General features: G+C 67.0%; 19 protein-coding genes and 1 riboswitch. Of the genes, 10 read left to right on the plus strand and 9 right to left on the minus strand.

The window, feature by feature from the left end; translation table 11 throughout:
* Position 1 precedes the first annotated feature (1 nt).
* The gene (gene gcvT, locus ACQR1E_RS12195) at positions 2 to 1,150 is read right to left on the minus strand and encodes a glycine cleavage system aminomethyltransferase GcvT (protein WP_316202787.1); all 1,149 of its coding nucleotides are present in this window, start codon (positions 1,148 to 1,150) and stop codon (positions 2 to 4) included.
* A gap of 145 nt (positions 1,151 to 1,295) precedes the next feature.
* Positions 1,296 to 1,406, minus strand: a riboswitch (glycine riboswitch).
* A gap of 181 nt (positions 1,407 to 1,587) precedes the next feature.
* Here gcvT and alaS point away from each other — a divergent pair.
* The 5 genes from alaS to ACQR1E_RS12220 all read left to right on the plus strand — a co-directional run bounded on the left by alaS (position 1,588) and on the right by ACQR1E_RS12220 (position 9,940).
* Positions 1,588 to 4,299 (plus strand): alanine--tRNA ligase, encoded by a 2,712-nt coding sequence (gene alaS / locus ACQR1E_RS12200; protein ID WP_316188184.1) that lies wholly within the window; start codon positions 1,588 to 1,590, stop codon positions 4,297 to 4,299.
* 2 nt (positions 4,300 to 4,301) lie between these two features.
* The gene (locus tag ACQR1E_RS12205) at positions 4,302 to 5,531 is read left to right on the plus strand and encodes a cyclic nucleotide-gated ion channel (protein ID WP_315828235.1); all 1,230 of its coding nucleotides are present in this window, start codon (positions 4,302 to 4,304) and stop codon (positions 5,529 to 5,531) included.
* 521 nt (positions 5,532 to 6,052) lie between these two features.
* Entirely contained in the window at positions 6,053 to 6,184 is a 132-nt protein-coding gene (locus ACQR1E_RS12210) for a hypothetical protein (RefSeq protein WP_316171163.1), read from the plus strand.
* 1,010 nt (positions 6,185 to 7,194) lie between these two features.
* Positions 7,195 to 8,544, plus strand: a complete 1,350-nt coding sequence (locus tag ACQR1E_RS12215; protein ID WP_315828237.1) for a carbohydrate porin — start codon at positions 7,195 to 7,197, stop codon at positions 8,542 to 8,544.
* A gap of 196 nt (positions 8,545 to 8,740) precedes the next feature.
* Entirely contained in the window at positions 8,741 to 9,940 is a 1,200-nt protein-coding gene (locus ACQR1E_RS12220) for an adenylate/guanylate cyclase domain-containing protein (RefSeq protein ID WP_315753104.1), read from the plus strand.
* Between the two features lie 34 nt (positions 9,941 to 9,974).
* Here ACQR1E_RS12220 and ACQR1E_RS12225 read toward each other — a convergent pair whose 3' ends face one another.
* From ACQR1E_RS12225 to ACQR1E_RS12250, 6 genes are all read right to left on the minus strand, one after another.
* Positions 9,975 to 10,367 (minus strand): hypothetical protein, encoded by a 393-nt coding sequence (locus ACQR1E_RS12225; RefSeq protein ID WP_315716076.1) that lies wholly within the window; start codon positions 10,365 to 10,367, stop codon positions 9,975 to 9,977.
* Positions 10,352 to 10,669 carry a DUF3303 domain-containing protein gene (locus ACQR1E_RS12230; protein WP_315753102.1) on the minus strand — a complete coding sequence of 106 codons (318 nt, stop codon included), beginning with the start codon at positions 10,667 to 10,669 and terminating at the stop codon, positions 10,352 to 10,354. The genes ACQR1E_RS12225 and ACQR1E_RS12230 overlap by 16 nt, the downstream gene beginning before the upstream one ends.
* Positions 10,670 to 10,759: 90 nt before the next feature.
* Positions 10,760 to 12,424 carry a caspase family protein gene (locus ACQR1E_RS12235; protein ID WP_316187493.1) on the minus strand — a complete coding sequence of 555 codons (1,665 nt, stop codon included), beginning with the start codon at positions 12,422 to 12,424 and terminating at the stop codon, positions 10,760 to 10,762.
* 85 nt (positions 12,425 to 12,509) lie between these two features.
* Positions 12,510 to 13,928 (minus strand): TolC family outer membrane protein, encoded by a 1,419-nt coding sequence (locus ACQR1E_RS12240; protein ID WP_315753100.1) that lies wholly within the window; start codon positions 13,926 to 13,928, stop codon positions 12,510 to 12,512.
* 248 nt (positions 13,929 to 14,176) lie between these two features.
* Positions 14,177 to 14,956, minus strand: a complete 780-nt coding sequence (locus ACQR1E_RS12245) for an enoyl-CoA hydratase (RefSeq protein WP_315716080.1) — start codon at positions 14,954 to 14,956, stop codon at positions 14,177 to 14,179.
* Between the two features lie 83 nt (positions 14,957 to 15,039).
* Entirely contained in the window at positions 15,040 to 15,429 is a 390-nt protein-coding gene (locus ACQR1E_RS12250) for a hypothetical protein (protein ID WP_315753098.1), read from the minus strand.
* Between the two features lie 324 nt (positions 15,430 to 15,753).
* Here ACQR1E_RS12250 and ACQR1E_RS12255 point away from each other — a divergent pair, with 324 nt between their 5' ends.
* On the plus strand, positions 15,754 to 16,299 hold the full coding sequence (locus ACQR1E_RS12255) for a sigma-70 family RNA polymerase sigma factor (RefSeq protein ID WP_315716082.1): 546 nt from the start codon (positions 15,754 to 15,756) through the stop codon (positions 16,297 to 16,299).
* A gap of 2 nt (positions 16,300 to 16,301) precedes the next feature.
* Positions 16,302 to 16,940 (plus strand): DUF1109 domain-containing protein, encoded by a 639-nt coding sequence (locus ACQR1E_RS12260; RefSeq protein ID WP_316171160.1) that lies wholly within the window; start codon positions 16,302 to 16,304, stop codon positions 16,938 to 16,940.
* A 12-nt stretch (positions 16,941 to 16,952) separates the two neighbouring features.
* Here the strand turns inward: ACQR1E_RS12260 and ACQR1E_RS12265 are convergent, their stop codons facing one another.
* Both ACQR1E_RS12265 and ACQR1E_RS12270 read right to left on the minus strand, forming a co-directional pair.
* On the minus strand, positions 16,953 to 18,062 hold the full coding sequence (locus ACQR1E_RS12265; RefSeq protein ID WP_316167060.1) for a DUF2336 domain-containing protein: 1,110 nt from the start codon (positions 18,060 to 18,062) through the stop codon (positions 16,953 to 16,955).
* Entirely contained in the window at positions 18,059 to 19,222 is a 1,164-nt protein-coding gene (locus ACQR1E_RS12270; RefSeq protein WP_434897085.1) for a GGDEF domain-containing protein, read from the minus strand. The genes ACQR1E_RS12265 and ACQR1E_RS12270 overlap by 4 nt, the downstream gene beginning before the upstream one ends.
* Before the next feature lie 322 nt (positions 19,223 to 19,544).
* On the opposite strand from ACQR1E_RS12270, the gene ACQR1E_RS12275 reads away from it, so the two are divergent.
* From ACQR1E_RS12275 to ACQR1E_RS12285, 3 genes are all read left to right on the plus strand, one after another.
* Positions 19,545 to 20,114: a sigma-70 family RNA polymerase sigma factor gene (locus tag ACQR1E_RS12275; RefSeq protein ID WP_008961196.1), complete on the plus strand. Its 570-nt coding sequence runs from the start codon at positions 19,545 to 19,547 to the stop codon at positions 20,112 to 20,114.
* Positions 20,111 to 20,953, plus strand: coding sequence for a hypothetical protein (locus ACQR1E_RS12280; RefSeq protein ID WP_315716086.1), 843 nt, complete (start codon positions 20,111 to 20,113; stop codon positions 20,951 to 20,953). Before ACQR1E_RS12275 ends, ACQR1E_RS12280 begins: the two co-directional genes overlap by 4 nt.
* Positions 20,954 to 21,028: 75 nt before the next feature.
* A complete protein-coding gene (locus tag ACQR1E_RS12285; protein ID WP_434897140.1) occupies positions 21,029 to 22,630 on the plus strand; it encodes a S8 family serine peptidase in 1,602 nt (533 codons plus the stop codon).
* Positions 22,631 to 22,846: the final 216 nt, after the last annotated feature.

Consider the following 22,846-nt stretch of genomic DNA (forward strand, 5'->3'; position numbering starts at 1 on the left):
TTCAGCGCTTGTAGGTGTTGGGAACGAAGGGCATGGCGGCGACGCGCAGCGGCAGGCGTTGGCCGCGCACATCGGCGAACAATGGGGTGTCGAGCGCAGAGAGAGTGGTCGGCACGTAACCCATCGCGACCGGAGCATTCAGCGTCGGGCCGAAGCCACCAGAGGTGACCTGGCCGACCGGCTCGGCTGAATCGGCCGACGCGAACAGCGCAGCTCCCTCGCGCACCGGCGCGCGGCCCTCGGGCCTCAAGCCGACGCGGCGGCGTGTCGCACCGCCATCGAACTGGGCAAGGATCTTGTCAGCGCCGGGGAAGCCGCCAGCGCGCGCGCCACCGCTGCGGCGGACCTTCTGCACCGACCACTCCAGCGCGGCCTCGACCGGGGTCGTCGCCGTGTCGATGTCGTGGCCATAGAGACAGAGCCCGGCCTCGAGCCGCAGGCTGTCGCGGGCGCCCAGTCCGATCGGCAGCACGTCCTTGTCCGACAGCAGCGCTTCGGCGAGCTGCTCGGCCTTGGCGGCGGGAACGGAGATCTCGTAGCCGTCCTCGCCGGTGTAGCCGGAGCGCGAGACGTAGCAGGCGAGCCCGTCGACCGTGCGCGGGCCGGAATCCATGAAACGCATGCCCTCGGCATCAGCGCAGAATTTCGCCAGCACGCTCGCGGCCTTCGGCCCCTGCAACGCCAGGAGTGCCCGGTCGGTCAGCGGCTGCACCTCGCAGACGTCGGACAGCCCGTCGCGCAGCAGCTCGATGTCAGCGTCCTTGCAGGCGGCGTTGACCACCAGCACCAGGTGCTCGCCGAAATTCGCCACCATCAGGTCATCGAGAATGCCGCCCTCGGCATTGGTGAACTGGGCATAGCGCTGCCGGCCCGGGGGAATGCCGATGACGTCCTGAGGCACCAGCCGCTCGAGCGCGGCTGCGGCGTCGGCGACTTTGCCGGATTTCGGCACCAGCGCGACCTGGCCCATGTGAGACACGTCGAACAGCCCGGCCGCGCTGCGGGTATGGAGGTGTTCCTTGAGCACGCCGGGCGCATACTGCACCGGCATCTCATAGCCCGCGAAGGGCACCATCTTGCCGCCAAGGCTGACATGCAGCGCATGGAGCGGCGTTCGCTTCAAAAAAGGGGGGGCAGCCGGTTCAGCCATCGATCAGGGATCCTCGCGCGGTTCCTCGGGACCAGTCCCGAAAAACGCCACCGAAGCCCCATCTGTCGCTGTGCCTGAGAGTATTATCCCGTCGGCGGACGCGTCCCGGTCAAAACCGGACAAGCGTCTCTTTCCAGATGCAGTTGCAGTCGCGAGGGTCCTTTTGCCTGAGAGTTTCCGGGGCGGTTGCTCCTTCGGCGCCGACCCTTGACGTTCAACCAGAACCTCAAAGGCCAGTCTCTCCCGACGCGACTGTCGTCTATGTCCGGGACCAAACACCAGCCCGCGCAAGCTGTCAACGCGTCACGGCGGCTTTCAACCAGCTTTAGGAGCCGTGCAGCAAGCCCATGATGTTTCTGCACAGTTTCTGGACACGCGAAGTCGCCTTGTCTAAAAGCATTGCCGCCGAATTCCCGGACTTCTTCGATTGGATTGCTATGAGCGGCGTCAACGAGATCAGGTCGACCTTCCTCAATTTCTTCGCTGCGAACGGCCACGAGATCGTGCCGTCCTCGCCGCTCGTGCCGCGCAACGACCCGACCCTGATGTTCACGAACGCCGGCATGGTGCAGTTCAAGAACGTCTTCACCGGCGTCGAGAAGCGGCCGTACCACCGCGCCACGACGTCGCAGAAATGCGTGCGCGCCGGCGGCAAGCACAACGATCTGGACAATGTCGGCTACACCGCCCGGCATCACACCTTCTTCGAGATGCTCGGCAACTTCTCCTTCGGCGACTATTTCAAGGAGAACGCCATCGAGCTCGCCTGGAAGCTGGTCACCAAGGAGTTCGGCCTCCCGAAGGACAAGCTGACCGCGACCGTCTACATCGATGACGACGAAGCGTTCGGCCTCTGGAAGAAGATCGCCGGCCTGCCGGAATCGCGCATCATCCGGATCGCCGGCTCGGACAATTTCTGGCAGATGGGCGACACCGGCCCGTGCGGCCCGTGCTCGGAGATCTTCTACGACCACGGCGACAAGATCTGGGGCGGCCCGCCCGGCTCGCCGGAGGCCGATGGCGATCGCTTCATCGAGATCTGGAACCTCGTGTTCATGCAATACGAGCAGCTCGAGGGCGGGGTCCGCAATCCGCTGCCGAAGCCGTCGATCGACACCGGCGCCGGCCTGGAGCGCGTCGCCGCGGTGCTGCAGGGCAAGCACGACAATTACGACATCGACCTGTTCGTCGCCCTGATCCGCGCCATCGCCGACCTCACCAATGCCGACCCGCAGGGCCCGCAGAAGGCGTCGCTCCGCGTCATCGCCGACCATTTGCGCGCCTCGTCGTTCCTGATCTCGGACGGCGTGCTGCCCTCGAACGAGGGCCGCGGCTATGTGCTGCGCCGGATCATGCGCCGCGCGATGCGCCACGCCCAACTGCTCGGCGCCCGCGAGCCGCTGATGCACAAGCTCGTCGGCACGCTTTCGCGTGAGATGGGCCAGGCCTATCCGGAGCTGATCCGCGCCGAGGCGCTGATCAAGGAGACGCTGCGGCTCGAAGAGACCCGCTTCCGCAAGACGCTGGAGCGCGGGCTGGCCATCCTCGACGAGAAGTCGGCCTCGCTCTCGAAGGGCGACATGTTCGACGGCGACGTCGCCTTCACCCTGTACGACACCTACGGCTTCCCGCTCGATCTCACCCAGGACGCGCTGAAGTCGCGCGGCATCAGCGTCGACCAGGCTTCCTTCACCGACGCCATGGACCGCCAGCGTGCCAAGGCGCGCGCCGCCTGGGCCGGCTCCGGCGAGGCTGCGACCGAGACCGTCTGGTTCCCGCTGCGCGAGAAGCTCGGCGCCACCGAGTTCCTCGGCTATGAGACCGAGACCGCCGAAGGCGCGGTCACCGCGCTGGTCAAGAACGGCGCCGAGGTCGACAGCCTCAAGGCCGGCGAGAGCGGCGTCATCGTCCTGAACCAGACCCCGTTCTACGGCGAGTCCGGCGGCCAGGTCGGCGACACCGGCCTCATGACCGGCGACGGCGTCCGCGTGCGCATCACCGACACCCAGAAGAAGGCCGGCGACTTGTTCGCGCACATCGGCACCGTGGAGCAGGGCACGCTCAAGCTCGGCGCGGCGCTGCAGCTCGACGTCGACCACACCAGGCGCTCGGCGATCCGCGCCAACCACTCGGCGACCCACATCCTGCACGAGGCGCTGCGCCAGGTGCTCGGCGACCACATCGCCCAGCGCGGCTCGCTGGTCTCTCCGGACCGCCTGCGCTTCGACTTCGTCCATCCGAAGCCGATCACCCCGGATGAGCTCGCCCGCGTCGAGGACATCGCCAACGACGTCGTGCTCGAGAATGCCGAGGTCACGACCCGCCTGATGGGGCTCGACGATGCCCGCGAGGCCGGCGCCCGCGCGCTGTTCGGCGAGAAATATGGCGACGAGGTCCGCGTCGTCTCGATGGGCAACGCCGCGCGTGATCACGGCAATAACGCCATGGGCTGGTCGGTCGAGCTGTGCGGCGGCACCCATGTCAGGCGCACCGGCGACATCGGCCTGATCGCGGTCACCTCGGAGAGTGCGGTGGCGTCCGGTGTCCGCCGCATCGAGGCGCTGACGGCGCGCGGCGCCCGTGCGCATGCCAACCACAACCTCTCGCTCGCCAAGGCGGCGGCGGCCGAGCTGCGCACCACGGTCGAGGACGTGCCGGCGCGCATCACCGCGCTGATGGAGGAGCGCAAGAAGCTCGAGCGCGAGCTGTCGGACGCGCGCAAGAAGCTCGCGATGGGTGGCGGGGTCAGCGGTGTCATGTCAGCAGGGGAAGCTGCCGATAGCATGGAGGGGCGAGGCCGCACAGGTCCGACTCTGATCGGAGACATCAAGTTTTTCCGGCGCGTGGTCACCGGCATCGAGATGAAGGATCTGAAATCGCTGGCCGACGACGCCAAGAAGCAGCTCGGCTCCGGCGTGGTCGCGCTTGTCGCGACCTCGGAGGACGGCAAGGCCGGGGTCGTGGTCGGCGTCACCGCCGATCTCACTTCGCGTTTCAATGCGGTCGACCTCGTGCGGGCTGCGTCCGAGGCGCTCGGCGGCAAGGGCGGTGGCGGCCGTCCCGACATGGCCCAGGCCGGCGGTCCCGACGGCTCCAAGGCGGAGGCTGCGCTGGCCGCGATCGAGAGCGCGATCAGCAAGGCAGGCTGACCGTGCCGACGCTCGGGCCGGGCGAGAGCGTTCGCGATCCCGATCTGCGCGACCGGCTGTACGAGCTGCTCGAGCACGACCATCTGCCGAGCACGCACGGCTCGCGCGTCGTCCAGTTCATCGTGCTCGTCATCACGCTCGACGTGCTGGCGGTGGTGCTGGCCTCCGACCCGGACATCGCGGCCGCCATTGGCGGATTGCTGCGAGCGATCAAGGTCTGTTCGCTGATCGTGTTTGCCGCGGAGTATGTCGCTCGGCTCTGGAGCGTGGCGGGGCACATGCCGCGGCGCCAGTCGCCGCACCGGGAGCGGCTCGCCTACGCCTTGTCAGCGCTCGGCCTGATCGATCTCCTGTCCTTCGTGCCGGCCGCGATTGCGCTCGTGCTCGGCGACCGCAGCCTGGAAGCGGTGTGCATCGTGCTGCCGTTCCTCAAGCTGGTGCGCTATTCGCCGGCGCTGCGCTCGCTGCTGTCGGCGGTGCAGGCCGAGCGGCGCATCCTGATCGGCTGCCTCGTCATCCTGGCCGGCGCGGTGCTGCTGTTCGCCTCGCTGCTCTATGCGGTCGAGCGCGACGTCCAGCCCGACAAGTTCGGCACCATCCCGCACGCGATGTGGTGGGCGATCGTGACGCTCGGCACCGTCGGCTATGGCGATGTCGTGCCGGTGACGCCGCTCGGCCGCATCATCACGGTGTTCGCGATCATCTGGGGCTTCGCCATGATCGCGCTGCCGGTCGCGATCATCTCCACCGCGTTCGCCGAGGAGATCAAGCGGCGCGACTTCGTCGTCACTTGGGGCATGCTGGCGCGGGTGCCGCTGTTCTCGCATCTTTCGGCGTCCGAAATCGCCGACATCATGCGGCTGCTGCGCGCGCGCACGATCGAATCCGGCGAGGTGCTGGTGCGGCGCGGCGATGCCGCCTCCTCGATGTATTTCATCACTGCCGGCGAGGTCGAGATCGAGCTGCCGACGCAATGCGTCAAGCTCGCCGACGGCACGTTCTTCGGCGAGATCGCGCTGCTGCACCGGACCAAGCGCTCGGGCACCGTGACGGCGACGCGCAAGACCCGGCTGCTGGTGCTCGACGCGCAGGATTTCCATGCGCTGATCGCGCGGATGCCGGCGCTCGCCGCGCATGTCCGGACCATCGCCAAGGCGCGCATGGCCGATTCCGGCGACCTCGCCCTTGCCGAGCTGTCGCAGGCCGAGCACGACGACCAGACGGACGAGTAGGGGCTGCGCGCGGATTCCGTACGTCGTTGGCGACGGCAGGCGCGCGTCTCATTCCATCTTCCAACGAGTCAAACAGCCGGGCGCGCGCGCACCATCCCGCGGCGCGATTGCACCCAGGAGATGCGGAAGACGTCCGCCCTCGAGAGTGATGAGGGCGCAGGGAATGCCGGGTGAGGGCCTCACCCATGGCCCGCCTGCGGAAAAAAATGCAGGCGGCAGGTACCACAGGCAAAGCCGGTTCATCCGGCATTCCCTGCGCGGCGGTTTTAACGCTTATACGCGATCTCCTCGGTGCACCGGGCTTGTTGGCCACCGTGCGCGACGACGCGCTTCTCGCTCGCCGCCGCGGGGACACCAGCTTCGGGGTGTCAGGACCACGCGACTTCACGTCCGCGAGCGCATCAATCGTCCGCGCATGAAGCGCGCTGATGCCCTCACGTCCACCGCATTGCCGGCCCAACGTTTCGTGACGACGCGTACGCCCCTCATCCGGACCGGAACGTGGAGAGAATAGACATGATTTGCTGATTTTCGGAAGTGATTTATTTTTGCGCGAAGCCCTTGAAACGGGCGATGGCGTTGAAGCTGCTGATGAAATGCGCCGTTCCGGCGAAGGCCGATTTGGGGTGGCCGAGACCAATTTCGTTGCATGAACGGCCGGGACGCTGCTCGTCGGGCAAATCAACGACGACAGGTCACGACCGAATTTGGCCCGATCGCTCCGACTCGCCCGGCGCAGCACGTCACCCGGAGACCAAGGGCGCTTCTGGCCCGTCTCGGGCCTTTCGGTCCGCGGCGGAAGTTTACGCTATCAGGGTGCAACTGGAAGTAAGCTGGCAGTGACGCCACAAGGCAGTTTTTTTCTCCGAAGCTGGCTGACCCTCGGCTGACGCGTAACTGGTGTTTACACACTTAAACTGCACAACTGCCGATGCAATTCTGATGGGCTGGATGTCATGGGGATCGATGCCTTGAGAACGGCAATTGCATTGCTGCTTGTTGCCGCTGCGCTGTTAGTATCAGCACGGGCTGCGAACGACAGATTGCGTCAAGTGGTCTCTAACCTCAAAGCCTGCGTCCGCACGTATGCACCGACGGCCAAAGCCGCTGGGGTTGAGACAGCAGACGATGCCGTCAATTTCCTGATCGAGACATGCAGCCCACAGCCTAGTCATCTTGCGCCAGAGAACGTGGGCGCGATCCCTCCTGGTCTGCTTCGGGACGCCGTTCGCGATGAGTGGAATGCCCTCGTTCAAGATGCGCAGCCTCGCTAGGAAGTTGCCTCGGCCCGAGAGCTCTCGAACTCGCAGCTCCTCTCCAATGACGCGCGGAGACATCGTGCTTCCAGGCGAGCCGCTCGTGAGCGTAGCGACATACGGACGGCTTCACGTGGTCGGACCTGAACAGCAGATATTCCGCAGTGCGGCATGTGACGCTCATGTCACAGTTACGGTTATACCGACTCCCAAATATAATATGACTATTCAAAGGCGCCTCGGCGCTTGCTAGGATTGCCATCCAATCTTAGGTTGACGAAATCGCCCCTCGAATGGGCGGCGGCCGGGGATTGAGCCGTGGGGAAGCGCGTGCCGGGACGGAGGCTCTGGGCCGGGCGCGACAGAACAACATCCAGAGCCTGGGGACGCTGCGAGGAGCAGGAAAAATGAGTGGGTTTGCGACGACCGCGCGCATGTGCGGCGTAGGGGTTGCTTTGTCTTGTTTGTTGGGTGGCGGTGGTGCGGTCGCGGCCGATCTGCCGATGAAGGCGCCGCCGATTCCCTATGCGGGTGTCGATGATTTCTGGACGCGGCCGTATCTGTTCGGCGATCTCGGCCGGACCAGGCTGAAGGAGCAGGGCATCTCGCTCGCGCTCACGCTCGGCGACGAAGCCGTCACCAATCTGTCGGGTGGCTCGCGCAACACCGCGGCCAATGCCGGGCAATTGTGGTTCGAGGCCAAGTTCGACATGGCCAAGCTCGCCGGCATCCAGGGCGGCATGATCGGCGTGACGCTGGTCGATCGCTTCGGCAAGAATCTCAACAGCGAGGCCGGCATTCCGGCGCTGCAGCTGACCAACGAGGTGTTCGGCCGCGGCAACATCCTGCGCCTCACCGAGTTCTACTATCAGCAGAAGCTGTTCGACGACCGCCTCGTGCTCAAGGGCGGCCGGCTGCCGGTCGGCTCCGACTTCTTCTTCGGCCAGTGCGAGTTCATCAACCTGACCTTCTGCGGCGGCCAGCCGGGCAACATCCAGGGCGGCTACATCTACAACTGGCCGGTGAGCCAGTGGGCCGGCGTCGTGCACTACAACTTCACCAAGGAATGGAAGCTGTCGGTCGGCGTCTACGACGCCAATCCGAACTATCTGACGACGTCGGACGCGGGCGTCTATCTCGCGCCGGGCATTCCGCGCTCGAATCCGGCCGCAGGCGTCTTGGTGCCGGTCGAGGTGGTGTATGAACCGAGCGGTCCGCTCAACGGCACCTGGCGCGTCGGCGGCTGGTATGACAGCGCCTCGACCATCGACGGCGGTCTGCCCGGCATCACCGGCGTGTATGCCGGCGGCCCCGGCGTCGGCGATCAGAACCTCAGCAGCCAGCGCGGCCGCTACGGCTTCTACGAATCGATCCTGCAGCGGTTGACGGTCGAGGGTCCCAAGGCGCAGGGCTGGTACACCTTCCTCAACACCAGCGTCGCCGATCACCGCACCGCGTATCAGGACTACCAGATCTCCTGGGGCGTCAAGCACACCGGCACCTTCTCGTTCCGTCCCGACGACGAGGTCGGCTTCGCGGTCGGCACCACGCATGTCAACTCGGCGGCGCTGACGCCGAATGCGGGCGGCAACGAGGTGCCGATCGAGGCCTGGTATGGCTGGCAGGCGACCGGCTGGATGAACCTGAAGTTCGACGCCCAGTATGTCATCAATCCGGGCGGGCGGGGCTTCAATGGCGCCGGTGTCAAAACCGGCAATGCGGTGGTTCTCGGCCTGCGGACGGTGGTGCACTTCTGATCCTGTGATGTGAGCCGATGGGGCGGGTGTGCAGCATCCGCCCCATCGCGCGAGGCGCGCCCGGCTCACCGATCCGATGAGGAGCTGGCGTATCCTGCCCATCCGGGTGGGCCGCGATGCGATGACGTCGATTGACTCTTTCGCATTGCGGCACGACATCTCCTGGACCGCGACGCCGAGCCGCCAGGAGATCGCCATGACCGCAACAGACGTCCATCTCGCCCCTGGCCAGCGCCTGGGCGACGAGGTCGTGGACTGGCTTACCAACGGCACCCGCGACGAGCGCTTCATCGACAACATCTTCGCGCAGATGTGCATCCGGCTGCAGCGCGCCGGCATTCCGCTCAAGCGCGCCTCGCTGCACGTTCAGATCAACCATCCGCAATGGCTCGGCGCCCGGATGCTGTGGAGCGACGGCATGCAAGGGGCCGAGATCGCCCGCATCGACTACGACGTCCGCGAGCGGTCCGAATTCATCGGCAGCCCCGGCGCCGAAATCTACGGCGGTGCCGAGGAGATTCGCGAAGATCTGGCGCGCGATCCCAGGCTCGGCCGTCAGCATGCGATCTATGACGAGATGCGGGCGCAGGGCCTGACCGACTACGTCGCCTGGCCGATGTATCACACGCTCGGCAAGCGGCATTTCGTGACGTTCGCGACCGATCGCCACGGTGGCTTCGACCAGGCCGACATCGACGCGCTGCAGCGGCTGCTGCCGGTGCTGGCGCTGGTGAGCGAGATTCGCATCAAGAACCGCCTGGCGCGGACGTTGCTGGAGACCTATGTCGGGCCGCATGCGGCCGAGATGGTCCTGGCGGGAGCGACGCGGCGCGGCAGCGGCACGACGGTGCGCGCGGCGATCATGATCTGCGACCTCAGAGACTTCACCAGGATCTCCGACAACTGGCCGCGCGACGATGTCATCGATCTGCTCAACGGCTATTTCGACGCGATGGTGGAACCGATCACGCAGCACGGCGGCGAGATCCTGAAGTTCATCGGCGACGGCCTGCTCGCGATCTTTCCGCTCACCGAGCCCGCAGCCTGTGCCAACCTGCTGCATGCCGTGACTGGCGCCAGGCAGGCGATGGCGGAGCTGAACGCACGCAACGCCGAGAGCGGCCGGGCGCCGCTCCGCTACGGCATCGGCATCCATGTCGGTGACGTGATGTACGGCAACATCGGCTCGCAGACACGTCTGGATTTCACGGTGATCGGACCCGCGGTCAACATGGCCTCGCGCATGGAGGCGCTGACCAAGCAGGTCGGCCGTCCCGTGCTGATGTCGCGTGCGTTTGCCGAGCTCGTCGAGGGCCCGTTCGCGCTGGAGCGCGTCGGCGAATTTCCGGTACGCGGCTTCAGCGACCCGATCGAGCTGTTTTCGTTCGAGGGGTAGCGAATTCGGGCAGGGCCGTGTCGATCGACTGAGCCTAGCCCAGCCGGGGCGGGTGCCAGAAAACAACATCCGGCGCGAACAAGACGATTGCGATGGCGATGGGCCCTCCGGCAACCAAGATCATGATGATCGCCCGCGACGACAGTCTTTGGGCATGCGGAAGGAAGGTCAGTGCGCGGATCGCTGCTCCGGTCAAGAAGCCTGCTCTCGCAATCGGCAGCAGCGGAATGGCGAGCAGATCGTTGAGTGTACAGGTGCTGTGACAACGATCCGACGCTGGCGACCACCAATGCCGTATCCCGTCGAACGCAGTCAGCAGCACGACGATCAGCGTCGCCACGAGCAACGCCCGCCACGACGGCATTAGAACAGCGATCGCGTAGGAGACGATGCATGCGGCGAGCACCTGCGTCAGGATGTCGAGCATCGTCCGCCCGCGAGTGGATTCTCATCCAAAAAGGGCGCCACCACCTCGCGCGTCTCCGCGCTTGTCACCACCGGCACGATCTCGAAGGTCATGCCGGTGTCGCGGGCGTTGGCGAGAACCCAATGCTGCAGCAGGCGGGCGTCGTCGCATTCCATCAGCTGGAAGCAGCGGTCGAAGTTCGGCTCGATCCAGCTGCCGAGATATTTGAGCCCTTCGGGAAACGTGATGCCGGGATCGCGCACGCGGCGGTAGACCGGAATCGGATCGCGGTCCTTGAAACGTTCGATCACCATGAACAGCATGCGCGCCTCCGGTTGCCGCCCATTGTGGGCGAGTTCGCGCGCCTGTTCCAGATCGCCCCGGTTGTCTCGTCTCCGGACGCGGCCGTCCGCTCAGCGCCGCCCGGCCATCATCCGGCCGATGCAATTGTTGAACGACATCGTGTTGCCGCCGGCGCCGTTGCGGCCGTATTCCCAATGGCCGGTGGCGGGATTGCAGCGGCCGCCGATCTCGATCGCGCAGCGCTGGCTGATGCTGGTGCAGCGGCCGCCGCCGCTGACGCGCTTCGGCTCCGGCTCGGAGCGCGCCGCCACCGCCGGCTCCTTCTTGCGCGCCGGCTCGTCGCGCCTGAGCGCCTCGTCCGGCTTCTTCGCGACCGGCTCGTCCTTGCGCCTCACGCAATCGCCATCCCCGTCGCGCGCCTGACCGGCGGGGCAGGCGATAGCGACGCAAGCATCGCCGTCGGCGCGCCGGCCTTTGGGGCAGAGCACCGGGCAGACACGGGCCGTCTTCGCCTTGACGGCGTCGAGCGCGTCGAGGCTGGCGAGCTTGGTATCGAACCGGGTGCCAGCCTGCTTGTTGAAGCGCTCCAGCGCCCGGCGCGCGTTGAGATCCCAGGTGCCGTCGCTGTCGGAGGTGCTGCAGCCGACGCGCCGCAGTTCGCTGGCAAGCTCGCGTGCCGGGTCCGGCGGCGCGACCTTGTCCGCGGGCGGCGGCAACGCCGCGACCATCGCGGGCTTGGCTGGCTCGGACGCCGCGGGCGGCTTGTCCGCACGTTGCCCTGACGCTTCGGGCGGGCTGCGCGTGACGTCGGTCGTGGCGGGCGCGGCGACGTTGGCTGCCGCCGGCGCGAGCTTGGCGCGCTGCGCCCTGGCGAGCGCGGCGTAGAATCCGCTTGGATACTTCTCGATGAAGGCATCGAACGCCGCCTCGCTGCCGATGCGCTCGGCGAGCTCGTAGTCGCGCCGCATCGCCGCGTCGGAATCGGCCGCCGCGCTCGGAGCTTGCACGACCGGCACCAGCGCCACGTCGTTGCCGCCGAGCGATCCGTAGACATAGGGCTCCTGGCGATAGCCGGTCGCCTTCAGCACGTCGTCGCGGACGAAGCCGAACGCGCGGCGCAGATCGAGGCCGGGCTTTGGCAGATGCGCCACCAGCGCCGTTGCGAACGGGCTGTTGCTGGCGTCGCCGTCGGCGGCGGTCGACCCGGCCTTGGCCGAGAATGCGATCATCGTGTTCGGGCTCGACGGCTCGACCTTGGCGAGGCCGCGTCCGATGCTGCGCGAGGCGACGCTGCGCTTCATCGTCTTGGCGAACGGATTGTCGCGGCAGGCGTCGAGCACGACGAGGCGCAACTGCTTGGCCGGCTCGATCGCGAACAGCACGCGCTCGAGCGCGATCGCCTCGTCGAGAACGTCGCTGTCCGCCTCCAGCGCGGCATCGGTCGGGATCAGATAGTTGGTGCCGTCGAGCTCGATGCCGTGGCCGGCGTAGTAGATCACCGCGACCTCGGCCTCGCGCGCCCGCGCCCCGAACTCGCGCAAGGCCCGGCGCATCTCCTGCACGCCGAGATCGAGCCTGACGTCGACGCGCTCGAAGCCGGCGTTGCGGAACATGTCGCCGACGAGCTTCGCATCGTTGGCCGGGTTCGATAGCCTGGCGACAGTCTTGTAGGCGGAGTTGCCGATGATCAGCGCGACGCGCTTGTCCGCCAGCGCGGCGGTGCTGCCTGAACTGATGAGAACGAGAACAAGCAACAGGTAACGCAATGCCGTCATGACAGCCCCGGAGTCGGTCGTGCGTCAGACTATCCGGCAATATCGGCAAAGCAAGGTCGTCGGCCTTGAGCGATGACCGCTCGCACTACTGTCCGGAGGGCGTGCGCAGGCCGTGCCAGGCGTCGCGCACCTGGTGGTAGTGCACCTCGGGCAGATAGTCCGGCGTATTCAGATTGAGGTTCTTGACGTCGAGCCGGCCGATCGCGCTGAGCAGCGTATAGGAGGCGATGACGCGGTCGCGCTGCGCGCCGATCAGCCGTGCCTTGGCCTGGATCAGATCGGCCTGCGAGTTGAGCACGTCGACCGTGGTGCGCTGGCCGCCCTGGGCCTCGCGCGACACGCCTTGCAGCGCGATGGTGGCGGCCTTCACCTCGGCCTCGGAGGCGCTGACGGCGACCTTGGCACCCTCGTTGGCAACCCAGGCGCTGACCACCGCAGTTCGCGCCTGGTTGCGGACCTGGTCGAGCACGAGGCGGCTCTGCGCCGCGAGCTCCTTGCTCTGGCGGGTCTGCGACGCCGCCGTGCCGCCGTCATAGATCGGCGCGGTGATGCTGCCGACGATCGATGCCTGGTCGGTGCCGAAGGTACCCAGCGTCTGATCCGAATCGCGGCTGCGGCTGACACCGCCCTGCAGGGTCACGCTCGGCAGCAGCGCGCCCTCGGCGACCTTGATCGAGGTCGAGGCCACGTCGACGTCGAAGCTCGCCGCGGCCACGGCCGGATTTTCCTTGTTGCCGAGCGCGATCGCGTCCTCGCGGCTCCGCGGCAGCAGGCGATCGATCGGGTCGGCCGCGCGAAGCTGGCCCGGCGCCATGCCGATGACCTGGGCATAGGTCGCCTGGCTGATGGCGAGGTTGACCTCGGCGGCGTTGAGATCGGACAGCCCGCGCGACAGCCGCGCCTCGGCCTGCGAGGCGTCGGTCGGTGTGACGTCGCCGGCATTGAGACGGCGCTGCGTGACCGAGAGCGTCTCGCGCAGGAAGGCGACGTTGGAGCGCTGTGCCTCGACCAGCGACTGGTTGGCGAGCACGTTGGTGTAGGCGGTGACGGCGTCGAGCAGCACGCCCTGGCCGACATTGCGCAGCGCCTCGCGGCCCGACTGCACCTGCAGCTCGGCCATGCGGACGCTGTTGGCGGTCCGGAAGCCGTTGAACAGCGTCTGCGTAACGGTGACGCCGATGGTCCAGGGCTTCAATGTCGCGGTCTGGATCGTGTTGTTGGGCAGCAGATTGCGCACCGCCTGCAGGCCGGCGCCGAGGCTCGCGATCAGTTGCGGACGATAGCCGGCAAGCGCCTGCGGCACGTTCTCGTCGGTGGCGCGCTGGCGCGCGCGCTCCGCATTCAGCGCCGGATTGGTCTGATAGGCTTTCGCGAGCGCGGCGGCGAGATCCTCGGCGCGCGCAGGCGAGCACACGACGACAAGGCTGCCCGCGAGGGTCAGGCCGAGGCCGATCCTTCGCACACGCATCTTGCCGACGCCAAATTCTTTGGCTCGACCCACCATCCGACTCCGCCGCGTCTCACTGTCTTAACCAGTTGTTTACCTGTTTAGGGCGGATGGCGGCCACATACAAACCGCCGATGTGGAATCCGGCGGGCTTTTCCATGGTTTGTTGTGGCGTGCTCGCCACAGGCCGTTTGTCGCAGTGCTGCGGCCCGGCGCGCGGATACGCGCTTGGTAAGCGGGTGAGGTGCACCCGTCGACATGAGAGGCAGATCGATTCGTTCAGCTGCGAGTGACCCGCAGCAATCTCACCGGTTCTTGTTCACCGGCTTGCGCTTCTCGATGAACGCAGCCATGCCCTCGGCGCGGTCTTCCAGCGCGAAGGTGGCGTGGAACAGGTTGCGCTCGACATTCATGCCTTCGGACAGCGGGGTCTCGAAGGCGCGGTTGACGGCCTCCTTGGCCATCGCCGCTGCCGGGCGCGACATCGATGCGATCTTCTCGGCCGCAGCCATCACCTCATCCATCAGCCTGTCGGCCGGCACGATGCGGCTGACGAGGCCGGAGCGTTCGGCCTCGGCCGCATCCATCATGCGGCCGGTGAGGCAGAGGTCCATCGCCTTGGCCTTGCCGATCGCGCGCGTCAGGCGCTGGGTGCCGCCGATGCCCGGGATGGTGCCGAGCGTGATCTCGGGCTGGCCGAATTTCGCGGTGTCGGCAGCGATGATGAAGTCGCACATCATCGCGAGCTCGCAGCCGCCGCCGAGCGCGTAGCCGGCGACCGCCGCAATCGTCGGCTTGCGGCAGCGCGCGACGCGGTCGCCGCCGATCGCGGTGAAGTCGCTCGAGAACATGTCGATGAAGCTCTTGGGCTGCATCTCCTTGATGTCGGCGCCCGCGGCGAACGCCTTCTCGCTGCCGGTGATCACGATGCAGCCGATGGCGTCGTCGGCCTCGAGGTCATCCACGGCGGCGGCGATCTCGCGGAAGACGCCGAACGACAGCGCGTTGAGCATCTTCGGTCGGTTCAGGGTGATGATTCCGACCGCGCCTTTGCCTTCGACGATGATGTGCTCGTAAACGCTCATGATCCCACCCCGCAAATCAAAACAGCGGGCAATGTGCCCGCTGGATCGATGCGCATCAAGTAGGTGCGGCGCCGCGCGGCGCCTCAGATCATGAACATCCGTGCCGCCGAGCCCAGGGTGAGCAGGGTGCCGCAGGCGATGAATATCTTGCCGATGATCGAGGCCTTGTCCCAGCCGGAGCTGTCGTCATTGCTGACCGTGACCATGTTCACGGTGACGTCCGAGGCCGCTGGCGCATCGCTCGGCGCGGCGTCGGCCGATTCCGCCGCGGGTGCGGCCTGAGCCTGGGCTTCGACCGGCATCGGCGCCGGGAATCCGTCCTGCTTCGCCGCCGGAGCGCTCTCGGAGCCCACCGGCAAGAACGGACTGTAGCTCTGCTGTTCGGCCGCGCGGGCGAATCCAGTGCCAACGAGGCCCAGAACGAACGCGGCGGCAATGATCAATGCTGAACGTCCACTGGCTTGGATCGTCATCGTCGGCTCTCTCCCCATCCCGCCAGCCCAGGCCGGAGTGAGACCCCGACAGATGTCGAGAACGGGGCAGAAAATGGGTATCTTCCTGCCGCTCACGGCAAAAGCTGGGCGGCGCCGCACTTTGCGGCGCGGCCCATTAAACCTGATCATGCACCTTTCGATTCGGTGCTATGGAGCGGTTCCAAGACTTGCCCGGTGGCGTGCTCTCGTTGTGGCGCAACTCGGATGGTTCCGAGGCCAATGTCCGCATCACGAATTAGTGATCAGGATGTCGCGAGAGTAACAAGCTGACGATTCGGGCGAATTGCTGGGGGTGGAGCGGAGTTGCGCGAGCGTGACGACGAGTGGACGGGCTGGATGCGCCAGGCCGTCGCCGGTGACGACGAGGCCTATCATCGCCTGCTGAGGGCGATCACGCCGGTGTTGCGCGCAGCATCACGGCGCGGGCTGGCGCGCGCCGGTCAGCCCCCCGACCAGGCCGAGGACATCGTGCAGGAAATTCTGTTGGCGGTTCATCTCAAGCGGCACACCTGGGACGTCGACGCGCCGTTCGCGCCCTGGCTGTTCGCGATCGCGCGCAACAAGCTGATCGACATGCTGCGCCGGCGCGGCCGGCGGGTGTTCGTCGACATCGACGATTTCTCGGAGACGCTGGCCGACGAGCCGCCGGCGCCCACCGTCTCGGCCGGCGAGGTCGAGGCGCAGCTGAAGACCCTGCCGCAGCGTCAGCGCGACGTGCTGCAGTCGATCGCAGTCGAGGCTGCCTCGATCAAGCAGACCGCGGAGAAGTTTTCCATGAGCGAGGGCGCGGTGCGGGTGGCGCTGCACCGGGCACTCGCAAGCCTCACGGCCAAGCTACGGGATACCTGACCATGGACACCGATCAGCTCATCCGCACCCTCGCGGCCGACAATGCGCAGCGCGCGCAGCCGGTCGGCATCGTGCTGGCGCTGGCCCTGATGGCGGCAACGCCGGTCTCGACCGCGATGCTGCTCATCGGCCTCGGCGTCCGGCCGGACGTCTGGCTCGCGGTGCGCAATCCGTTCTTCGACCTGAAGTTCGTCGTCACCACGGCGCTGGCGATCCCGGCGCTGATCATCAGCCTGCATCTGTCGCGCCCCGAAGCTTCGCTGCAGGGCTGGAGCTGGCTCCTGATCGCGCCGATCATCGTCCTCGTCGGCGGCATGGCGGCCGAGATGATGCTGCCGCAGCGCACGCCGATGATGGCGCGGCTGGTCGGCCACAATTCGATGGTGTGCATGAGCGCCATTCCCGTGCTGTCGCTGCCGCTGCTGGCCGCCGCGCTGTTCGGTCTGCGCCATGGCGCGCCGTCGCGTCCGGCGATGACGGGCGCGATCGCCGGGCTGGTCTCGGCGGGCATGGCGGCGACGCTCTATGCCGCGCATTGCACCGACGATTCGCCGCTGTTCGTGGCCACCTGGTACACGGTGGCCGCGCTGATCGTGGCCGGGCTCGGGGCGCTCATCGGCGCGAGGGTGCTGCGCTATTAGCCCAGGAGGCGACTACACCTGCATCGGCGTTGCGGCGTCCTGCACGCGGTGGAAGCGCAGCACCTGCTGCGCGGTGGACCGCCGGAGCCGCTCATAGGTGGCCTTGCAGGCGTCGAGATCGGTCGTCGCGGTGGTGGCGAGCCCATCGCGCATCAGGATGATCGACTTCACCGTTGGCCATGACAGGCCTGCGACCTTGGCGAGGATCATGACGCCCTCGGCGCGGCTTTCGATCATGATGCTCTCGGCGACCGCGACCGGCACGTTGGCCATGGCTGCCACGGCGGCATTGGCCTCGTCGAACTTGCGCTGCTCGGTGAACTGCACGACGAGACGATCGTCGAGCCGGCCCTCGGCATGCAGTGAGCGCACCAGCGCGTGCGCGATCTCGGTCTGGCTGGTCAGCGCCACCGCGCTCGATCGCGCCCGCCGGCCTGCCGTCCGCACCGCCGAGGAGACCTCCTGCGCGAGCTTCGGGTTTGCTGCCTCGAGCCGCGCGCGGACCGTGGCCGACGCCTTGGCGACCAGCTTCAGATAGAGGTGGCGCGGCAGATTGGGCCGCATGGCGAGGCACGCGGCGAGGTTTTCGTCCAGCGCGGCGCGATCGGCCAGCGTGTCGAGGCTGGCCTCCGAGACGTCGGCGCCGGGATTGCTGACGGTGCTGTGAACGACCTCGTCGTTGCCGCGCCTGAGCAGGATGTCGGTGACGGCGCGGCTGAGCACGCGCCGGAGCGAGATCGCGAGCAGATGCGCCTGGCTCTTGGTCTCGGCTGTGCGGATCAGCGCGGCCTCGTCGAGCCGTTCGGACTTCGACAGCACCGGGCCTGCGACATCGATGGCGTCGTCATCGGCCAGCCGGTAGAGCGTTCGCGGCGGCGCCGACGCCAGCGGCGCCAGCCGCCGCGCGAGCAGCGCGCGGGCCGAGATCTCGATGTGCTCGATCAGGCATTCGAATACGTCGTCGAACAGCGCGACCTGATCATCGGCGAAGTCCGTCGCGCCGTCGACGAACAGGTCCGTCACCTTGCGCAGGGTCTCGACCCGCCGGGCGACGGTGCCGTGCGCGAGCGTGTCCTCGAGCTCATCGAGCAGGCTTTCGTTCGGGGCGGGTTTCGGGGTCATGCCGGGACGGCGCAGGCGCTGGTGACGCGATTGCGGCCCTGCGCCTTCGAGTCGTAGAGCGCACGATCGGCCCGGGCGAGCAGCGAATCGGCGGTCTCGTCGCCACGCGGGGTGGCTACGCCGGCCGAGAACGTGACCTGCAGGCCGGTCGAAAACGCACTCCAGTCGAGGCCGGCGATGATCTGGCGCAATCGTTCGGCGAGCCGCGCCGCGGCGTCGGCCGGTGCGCCCGGCAGCACCAGCAGGAATTCCTCGCCGCCGTAGCGGCCGAAGCGGTCGCTACCGCGAATGTTGGCGAAGATGGTGATGGCGAAGGTGCGCAGCACGTCGTCGCCGGTCGGATGACCATGCGTGTCGTTGATGCGCTTGAACCAGTCGAGATCGATCAGCACGACCGAGCAGGGCTGGCCGCCCTGCCGCGCCTGCGCCATCTCCTCGTCCAGCACATCCATGATCGAGCGCCGGTTCAGCGCGCCGGTGAGCTCGTCGATCTCGGCCAGCTCCTCGATGCGGCGATAGGCTTCCTTGAGCTTCTGTCCGCGCTGGTACAGCGTCTCGCGCAGCGCGCTGGAGAAGATGCCGAGGAACATGCAGCCGGCGATGGTGAGGAGGAAGACCAGGAGCGTCGCGAGCCGCTCGAGGCCGCTGTCGTGCGGCATGCCGAGCGGCTTGTCGGTGAGCAGGAACAATCCCGCCAGCCCGATCGCGAGGAACGTCCAGCAGATCGCGCTCTGGCGCGGCGTCGCCCGCAGCGAGGCAAAGGCGACGACGATGTACAGCGTGCACAGGAAGAGGATGCTGACTTCGGGCGCGATGTAGCAGAACGCGACCGTGATCATCATGCTGGCGAGCGATTGCGGCACCACGAGGTAGTGGTCGCGGAAACGGTCGTTGAAGCCGCTCTCCGACAGGGCGGTCCACAGCGCGACGGTCAGAATGCCGGTCGCTGCGTAGGCTGGCGCGATCGTGACCGGGACGGTTCCCGCCTCGGCGTAGATCAGCAGGATGACGGCGTCGATCAGGTAGCATCCGGCGACCAGCGCCAGCATCTGCCGGCGCCGCCCGGCACGACGCGCACGCAGGTCGCTGGCCGGAGACGGTTGCGCGTCCCCGGCCTCAGCGACATCAGGACTGGGAATAGGCGGTGCCGTCGTGCCCATGTGCTCGCGATTCTTCGTCGTTGGCTTAAAATCTACGTGGGAAAGCATTTAACTTTGGTATCTATGGGCATGGACGAAGAGGCCGCCGGCGTCGTGCTGCGACGGGGAATCTACGGCTTTCAGGGCGTGCAGTTGGCGGGAACGGGCGGAACATGGTAGGCGGGAACCCGCTGGTCACGATCGACCTGGGCGCTGCAGCGAAATCTGCAAGTCTGTGCGCCAACTCACATTTCGGGACGTATCTTTCCGGTATTTTGAAGATTTTTGCGGTTGTGTTCGAACCGCGACGTCAATCCTCCAGACCAATCTTGCGAGACGGCCATTGAGCGTGACAGCAGCGGCGTCAGATGAAACCCTGATTGCCCGGATCGCTCAAGGCGACCGGCTCGCCATGCAGGTGCTGTACGGACGGCACCATGTCAGGGTGTACCGTTTCGGGCTCCGGCTCGTGCGGGACGAGCAGGTCGCGGAAGACCTCATCAGCGAGGTCTTTCTCGACGTGTGGCGTCAGGCCGGCAAGTTCGAAGGCCGTTCTGCCGTCTCCACCTGGCTCCTGGCGATCACGCGGTTCAAGGCCCTGTCGGCCCTTCGGCGCCGGAAGGACGTTGAGCTGGAAGACGAGGCCGCGAACGCGATCGAGGATACCTCCGACGATCCGGAGGTCGCGGTCCAGAAGAAGAATACCGGCGAAGCATTGCGCAAGTGCCTGACGGCGCTTTCGCCTGATCACCGGGAGATCGTCGATCTCGTCTACTACCACGAGAAGTCCGTGGAGGAGGTGGCCGAGATCGTCGGAATTCCGGAAAACACCGTCAAGACGCGCCTGTTCTATGCGCGCAAGAAATTGGCCGAACTCCTGAAAGCGGCCGGCATTGAGAGAGGCTGGCCATGATGGCTTTGAGCAAGATGCTGGAGCAAGAGCCCGGAGAGATCGAACTCCTGCTGCCGTGGTACGCCGCCGGCACGCTGAGCGCGCGCGACATGCGCCGGGTCGAGGAGGCTCTTGCCAACGATGCCGATCTCGCCAGGCAGTATGCGGAGATCCAGAAGGAGTATGCCGAGACCATCGCGCTGAACGAAAGCCTCGGCGCGCCGTCGATGCGTGCGATGCAGAAGCTGTTCGCGGCGATCGAGGCGGATCCGGTGCAGAAGCCTGCCGCGCCGCGCGGCTTCAGCGCGCGGCTGATGGATTTCTTCGACAGCCTGTCGCCGCGGACCCTGGCGTGGACCGTCAGCCTCGGCGCGCTGCTGGTGCTGGCGCAGGCCGGCGTGATCGGCGCCGTGCTGATGCGCTCGCAGACTGCGACCTATCAGACCGCCTCGGTCCAGGACAAGACCGCGGCGCCCGAGCCCGCGAGCAGGCCGATGGCCGCGCCGCCGCCGCCGAGCGCCGCTGCGCCGGCCCCGGCGGAGCGGGCGCCCGAGAGCATGACGCGTTCGCGGATGGCCGAAGCACCGGCCCCGGCCGCACCGCTGATCCGCGGCCTTGGACCGCAGGTCGCCGGATCGACCGCGCCCGCCTATGCGCTGGTGCGGTTCGCGCCGGATGCGCGCATGGCCGACATCTCGGCGCTGCTCGACAGCTACCAGGCCTCGATCGTCGAGGGCGCCAAGGGCGGCCTGTTCAAGCTGCAACTCGGCGACCGGCCGTTGTCGAAGGCCGAGGCCGACAGCCTGATCGGCCGTCTGGCGCGCGAGAAGATCGTCAGCCTCGCGGTGGCCGCGCAATAGGCCCGCGCCGTCCGAACGTCATTCGGAGGCTCCATGTCGTCTACTTCGCCGCTCCAGTTCGCCAGATCGGTCGTGATGCTGATTGTCGTCGCAATGCCTGCTTTCGCAGGTGGCGACCTCAGTGCCCATGCCCAGGCGATGATGCGTTCGCCCAACATCAACATCCCGAGCCGGGTGCCGAGCATCAACCCGGGCACCGCGATGCGTGCGCCGCCGCCGACGGCGATGACCGTGCGCCCGACCTTGCCCAATGCGCGATTTGCACCGAACCTGCAGACCTCCTGCGACCCGGCGGATCGCAGCGCCTCGGGTGAATGTCTCGACCGCCGGCCGGTGACGGCGGACGGGCAGGGCCGGCGGTCCCAAGGAAGATTGGACAAAGGCAGGTCCGCCAAGGTGACGCAGCGGGGCGAGCCGAAAGCTGCGGCCGCGGTCGACCCGCGGACCATCGCCAACGAGATCGTCGCCGAAATCGATGACGGGCTCTCGGCCGATCAGGCCGACGCGCTGGCGCGCCGCCATGGCCTGCAGCGCATCAGCTCGCAGCGCTTTCCGCTGATCGGCGCCACCATCGGTCTGTTCCGGATCACCGATCGCCGCTCGGTGCAGGCGGTCAGCCGTGCGCTCGCGGCAGATGCCAGGGTGCGTTCGGTGCAGCCGAACTACCGCTACACGCTGCAGCAGCAGAACGCACCGCCCGCCGAGGGCGATCCCGCGCAATACGCGCTGGCGAAGCTGCGGCTGCCCGAAGCGCACAGGCTGGCCCAGGGCTCCAACGTCACCATCGCAGTGATCGATTCCGCGGTCGATCTCAAGCACCCGGAATTCGCCGACGCGTCGTTCGACGCGTTCGACGCACTCGGCGGTGACGAGGGGCCGCATGTGCACGGCACGGGCATCGCCGGCGTGATCGTGTCGCACAAGCGGTTGATGGGCAGCGCGCCCTATGCACGCATCATCGCCATCCGCGCCTTCGGCATGGCCAAGAAAGGCGGCGGGCCGGAGAGCAGCTCCTATGTGATCCTGAAGGCGCTGGACTACGCGGTTCTGCACGGCGCGCAGATCGTCAACATGAGCTTCGCCGGCCCGAAGGATGCGGTGATCGAGCGCGCGATCGCGGCCGTCGCTTCCAAGGGCGTCGTGATGGTCGCCGCGGCCGGCAATGCCGGGGCCAAGTCGCCGCCGCTGTATCCTGCGGGCAATCCGAACGTCATCGCCGTCAGTGCGACCGATGACAGCGACCAGTTGCTGCCGGCGTCGAACCGCGGCAATTACATCGCGCTGGCCGCGCCCGGCGCCGAGATCTTCCTGCCGGCGCCGGACGGAAAATATCAGATCATCTCGGGCACCTCGTTTTCCGCGGCCTATGTCAGCGGGCTTGCGGCGCTGGTGCTGGAGCGCAATCCGGCGCTGAAGCCGGAAACGGTGCGGACCGTGCTGACCGGGACCGCGCGCGATCTCGGGACCCCCGGACGCGACGATCTGTTCGGGGCAGGGCAGGCGGATGCCTTGGCGGCGGTCCAGGCCGTGGTCTCGCCGCAGGATGCGCCCGCTGCTGCTGTGCCTTCCGCGGGGCTGCAAACGGAGCCCGCGGCGGCCCGCGAGTTGCGCCCGGCGCCGGCCGCGGTGACCGCGGCGTCTCCAGCCGGCGACGCGCTTCGGCCCGCGCAGCAATGACGCCAACGTTTTCGTGAACGTTCCGAAAATCTCCCGCTCGCCTTGAACGTGCAGCGGGGCGATCACGACAGAAAGCATGTGGGAGCGGTGATCCCCTCCCCAAGGCTATATACGGCGCGAGCGCCCATCCACCCCAAGCGCCCATATGGCTCGACCCGTCCGGTTGTCCCCCCGGACGGGTCTTTCATTTTAGGCGAGGTCGAAGCCCGGCAACGT

This window comes from Bradyrhizobium sp. HKCCYLRH1030 (assembly GCF_051168395.1).
Classification (GTDB): domain Bacteria; phylum Pseudomonadota; class Alphaproteobacteria; order Rhizobiales; family Xanthobacteraceae; genus Bradyrhizobium.